Origin of the sequence: Klebsiella sp. GN_Kp190 (genome assembly GCF_040061795.1) — a bacterium.
GTDB classification, from domain to species: Bacteria; Pseudomonadota; Gammaproteobacteria; order Enterobacterales; family Enterobacteriaceae; genus Klebsiella; species Klebsiella michiganensis.
In genome coordinates, this window is record NZ_JBEAFN010000053.1 from 1 (window position 1) to 4,304 (window position 4,304).

4 protein-coding genes are annotated in these 4,304 nt (G+C 55.1%); 2 read left to right on the forward strand and 2 right to left on the reverse strand.

The features are described 5' to 3' along the window. Positions 1-221 precede the first annotated feature (221 nt). A complete protein-coding gene (locus tag ABLU67_RS23860) occupies positions 222-923 on the forward strand; it encodes a FadR/GntR family transcriptional regulator (RefSeq protein WP_004855803.1) in 702 nt (233 codons plus the stop codon). Positions 924-935: 12 nt separating this feature from the next. Beyond that, positions 936-2,333 carry a multidrug transporter subunit MdtD gene (mdtD, locus tag ABLU67_RS23865; RefSeq protein ID WP_004855800.1) on the forward strand — a complete coding sequence of 466 codons (1,398 nt, stop codon included), beginning with the start codon at positions 936-938 and terminating at the stop codon, positions 2,331-2,333. On the opposite strand, the gene rbsR is transcribed toward mdtD, so the two are convergent. Then, a complete protein-coding gene (gene rbsR, locus ABLU67_RS23870; protein WP_086544183.1) occupies positions 2,330-3,322 on the reverse strand; it encodes a ribose operon transcriptional repressor RbsR in 993 nt (330 codons plus the stop codon). The two genes, mdtD and rbsR, sit on opposite strands and share 4 nt — an antisense overlap. 3 nt (positions 3,323-3,325) lie before the next feature. Next, positions 3,326-4,258 (reverse strand): ribokinase, encoded by a 933-nt coding sequence (rbsK, locus tag ABLU67_RS23875; protein WP_162557611.1) that lies wholly within the window; start codon positions 4,256-4,258, stop codon positions 3,326-3,328. Positions 4,259-4,304 lie beyond the last annotated feature (46 nt).

Below are 4,304 nucleotides of genomic sequence, written 5' to 3' on the forward strand. Positions count from 1 at the left end.
ACCCGGCGGGCTGTAAGCCGTTGTTCCGTGTCAGTGGAGGCGCATTATAGGGAGTTATTCCGAAGTGACAAGGGCTAAATGCAAAAAACTTTTTAACCGCCTCTTTTTTCATCATTACGGCGCGTAATGTAGCAAAAAACCGGCGTTTTGCCGTTTTAACCAACGAAGTAAGCCGCCAGATGGCATACTGGTAAGGTAAAAAAGAGAAAGGAACGGCACGTATGTCTTTAAGCGCACAGCAGTTGGCGGCACAAAAGAATATCTCCTGGGTATTAGCGGAGAAGCTGGCTCAAAAAATTTTGACCGGTGAATATCAGCCAGAAAGTATCCTTCCAGGCGAGATGGAACTGGGCGAGCAGTTTGGCGTGAGCCGCACCGCCGTGCGTGAAGCGGTGAAGACGCTAGCGGCAAAAGGCATGCTTTTACCACGACCGCGCATCGGAACGCGGGTGATGCCACGCAGCAGCTGGAACTTTCTCGATAAAGAACTCCTGGCCTGGTGGTTAACAGAAGATAACTTCTCCGATGTTGTCAGCCATTTCCTCGTGATGCGCGGCAGTCTGGAACCTCAAGCCTGTTTCCTGGCGTCAACCTCAGGGACGCCGGAGCAAAAAGCCCAGCTAAACGCTTTGATGGAGGAGATGGTTGAGCTGAAGAGGAACTTTCAGCGCGAACGCTGGATTGAAGTCGATATGGCCTGGCATGAACATATATATGAAATGAGCGGCAACCCTTTCCTGATCTCTTTCGCTTCTTTATTTCATTCGGTCTATCACACCTACTTCACGTCGATTACGCAGAATGAAGTGGTGAAACTGGATCTGCACCAGGCAATCGTTGATGCCATTCTGGATAGCGACGGCTTGCGGGCGCTGAGCGCCTGCCAGGCGTTGTTGAGCGCTCCCAACCATTCCGATAAATAGCAAGGGTATCGAATGACCAAAAAGAAAGCCCGCAGTATGGCCGGGCTGCCATGGATCGCAGCGATGGCTTTTTTTATGCAGGCGCTCGACGCCACCATTCTGAATACAGCCCTTCCCGCTATCGCCCATAGTCTCAACCGTTCACCGCTAGCGATGCAGTCGGCCATTATCAGCTATACGCTGACGGTGGCCATGCTTATCCCGGTCAGCGGTTGGCTGGCCGACCGCTTCGGCACGCGAAAAGTGTTTATCATCGCCGTCAGCCTGTTTACCCTCGGTTCCCTGGCCTGCGCGCTTTCCAACTCCCTGATGGAACTGGTTATCTTCCGCGTCATTCAGGGCATCGGCGGGGCCATGATGATGCCGGTAGCCAGGCTGGCGCTACTGCGCGCCTATCCGCGCAGCGAACTGCTGCCGGTGCTCAACTTCGTCACGATGCCTGGACTGGTCGGCCCTATCCTCGGTCCCGTGCTCGGCGGCGTACTGGTGACCTGGGCCAGCTGGCACTGGATTTTCCTGATTAATATTCCCATCGGTATTATCGGGATCGTGTATGCCCGCAAGTATATGCCGGATTTCACCACGCCACGGCGCCGCTTCGACACGCTCGGTTTTATCCTGTTTGGCCTGAGCCTGGTTCTGTTTTCCAGCGGAATCGAGCTGTTTGGCGAGAAAATTGTCGCCACATGGATGGCTCTGGCGGTTATCGCCCTGAGCATCGTTTTACTGTGGGCCTATATTCGTCACGCTCGCCGCCATCCCACGCCGCTCATTTCGCTTTCTTTATTCAAGACGCATACTTTCTCTGTCGGGATTGCGGGAAACCTGGCCACGCGCCTGGGTACCGGTTGCGTTCCGTTCCTGATGCCGCTGATGTTACAGGTTGGCTTCGGTTATCCGGCGATCGTCGCCGGCTGCATGATAGCGCCTACGGCTATCGGTTCGATTATTGCGAAATCAACCGTCACCCAGATTCTTCGCTGGTTTGGTTACCGTAAAACGCTGGTTGGGGTCACGATATTTATTGGCCTGATGATCGCTCAGTTTTCGCTGCAATCGCCGGATATGTCGATCTGGATGCTGCTGCTGCCGCTCTTCATTCTGGGAATGGCAATGTCCACCCAGTTCACCTCCATGAACACCATCACGCTCGCCGATTTAACCGATGAAAACGCCAGCAGCGGCAACAGCATGTTGGCCGTGACGCAGCAGCTATCGATCAGTCTCGGGGTCGCCGTTAGCGCGGCGGTGCTGCGGTTTTATGAAGGATTCGATAGCGCAAATACCATCGAGCAGTTTCACTACACCTTTATTACCATGGGGGTTATCACCGTGGTATCGGCGCTGGTATTTACCTTATTAAGAGCAAAAGATGGCCGCAACCTGATTAAGGAGCGGCACAAGCGTTAGGCTGAGCCGCGAACCACCAGCTCGGGGGTTAACTGTACGCGCTGCTGTTTTTGTCCCGGGTCGGCCATACGGTGAATCAGCACATCGATGGCCAGCTCGCCCAGTTCATCTTTCGGTTGATGAATTGTGGTTAACGGCGGCGTCATATAGCGCGCCAGTTCAATGTCGTCATAGCCTACCAGCGCCATATCCTGTGGGATACGCAGACCGCTCTGATAAAGGGCCTGATAGGCGCCTACCGCCATCGCATCGTTACCGATAAACACCGCCTGCGGCAGCGCTGGCAGCATCAGCAGCTTCTGCATGGCGCTGAAACCGCCGCCAAACTCAAAATCGCTGCTAATCACATATCCTTCAGGTACCGAGAGTCCGGCTCGGGCCATCGCTTCCTGATATCCCTCCAGACGCAGTCGGGCAGGAGTTTTATCCAGCGGACCCGCAATACAGGCAATCCGCGTATAGCCCTGGTCGATCAGATACTGCGTCGCCATATCGCCGCCCAGCAGAGAGTTATCCTGAATCAGATCGCTATCGCCGTCGAACGGCGCCCAGTCCATCATCACCGTCGGTACAGAAGGGTAGCGCTGCATAATCTCCGGCGAAGGTTGATGCGTTTCAGTGCACAGCAGCAGTAAACCATCGACGCGCTTTTGCATCAGCGTCTCCAGATTACGGTTCATCCGCTGTTCATCGCCTTCGGTATTACACAGCACAAGGCTATAACCCCGTTCAAAGCAGCTGCGCTCCACGCCGCGCACCAGCTCCGAGTAAAACGGATTGGTACTGGCGGTAATGAGCATGCCTATGGTGCGGGTTTGATTTAATTTGAGACTGCGCGCCAGCGCGGACGGCGCGTAGTTCAGGCTCTTAATCGCGGCGTCGACTTTAGCGGTAATAGCTTCGCTAACGAAACGATCTTTGTTGATGACATGAGAAACCGTCGAAGTGGAAACGCCCGCAATGCGGGCTACATCCTTCATGGTAGCCAATCGTTACCCCTGTTGACGTAAAAATTCGTCTATTTCTTTTCGCCAGGGCACGGAGGGCTGAGCCCCTTTGCGGGTGACGGCGATAGCGGCGGCGGCATGGGCAAAACGAATCGCCTGCGCCAGTTCGCTACCTTCAAGCAGCGCGGTGACCAGCGCACCATTAAAGGTATCGCCAGCGGCGATGGTATCAACCGCCTGCACTTTAAAACCGGGAACCCGACGACCTTCACCTTCGCTGCTGGCCCATACGCCACGGCTGCCAAGCGTAAGGATCACCGTACCAATACCTTTATCATGGAGCACTTTGGCGGCTTTTGCCGCATCATCGTCGCTTTCTACGCGAACGCCGGTGAGCTTTTCCGCTTCGGTCTCGTTAGGGGTAATGATATCCACCAGCGTGAGCAGATCATCGGGCAGTTCACGTGCCGGCGCCGGATTGAGGATAACTGAGGTTTGATTCTGGTGAGCGATTTTCGCCGCGGCCAGTACGCTTTCCAGCGGCGATTCCAGCTGCATCAGCAGCGCCTGCGCGCCGGCAATACGCTCTTTTTCCGCATCAACCTGAGCCACGCTGAGCGCGGCGTTAGCGCCAGCATGAATACCGATAGTATTCTCACCTTCAGCGTTAACAAAAATCAGCGCCACGCCGGTTGATTCTCCGGCAACGGCCCTGATCGGCGCGACGTCGATATTATCGCTTTTCAGCTGACGACGAACGCGTTCGCCAATATCATCATCGCCGGTACAGGCGATAAAGGCGATATTGGCTCCGCTGCGTCCGGCAGCAACCGCCTGGTTTGCGCCCTTACCGCCAAAAGCGACCTGATAGTGATGACCGGTAACGGTTTCACCCGGCGTTGGGAAAGCGTCAAGATTCAGGATGTGATCGGCGTTGATACTGCCAAGGACGACAAGTTTGCCTGCGGTTTTCATAATCAATATTCCCGGAAAGCGCGCCACCGGAATACGGTGGCGCATGCCC

Bases quoted from the DNA above. Each gene is read 5' to 3' on its own strand.
- ABLU67_RS23860 (WP_004855803.1), top strand. From the start codon at position 222: ATGTCTTTAAGCGCACAGCAGTTGGCGGCACAAAAGAATATCTCCTGG.
- mdtD (WP_004855800.1), top strand. From the start codon at position 936: ATGACCAAAAAGAAAGCCCGCAGTATGGCCGGGCTGCCATGGATCGCA.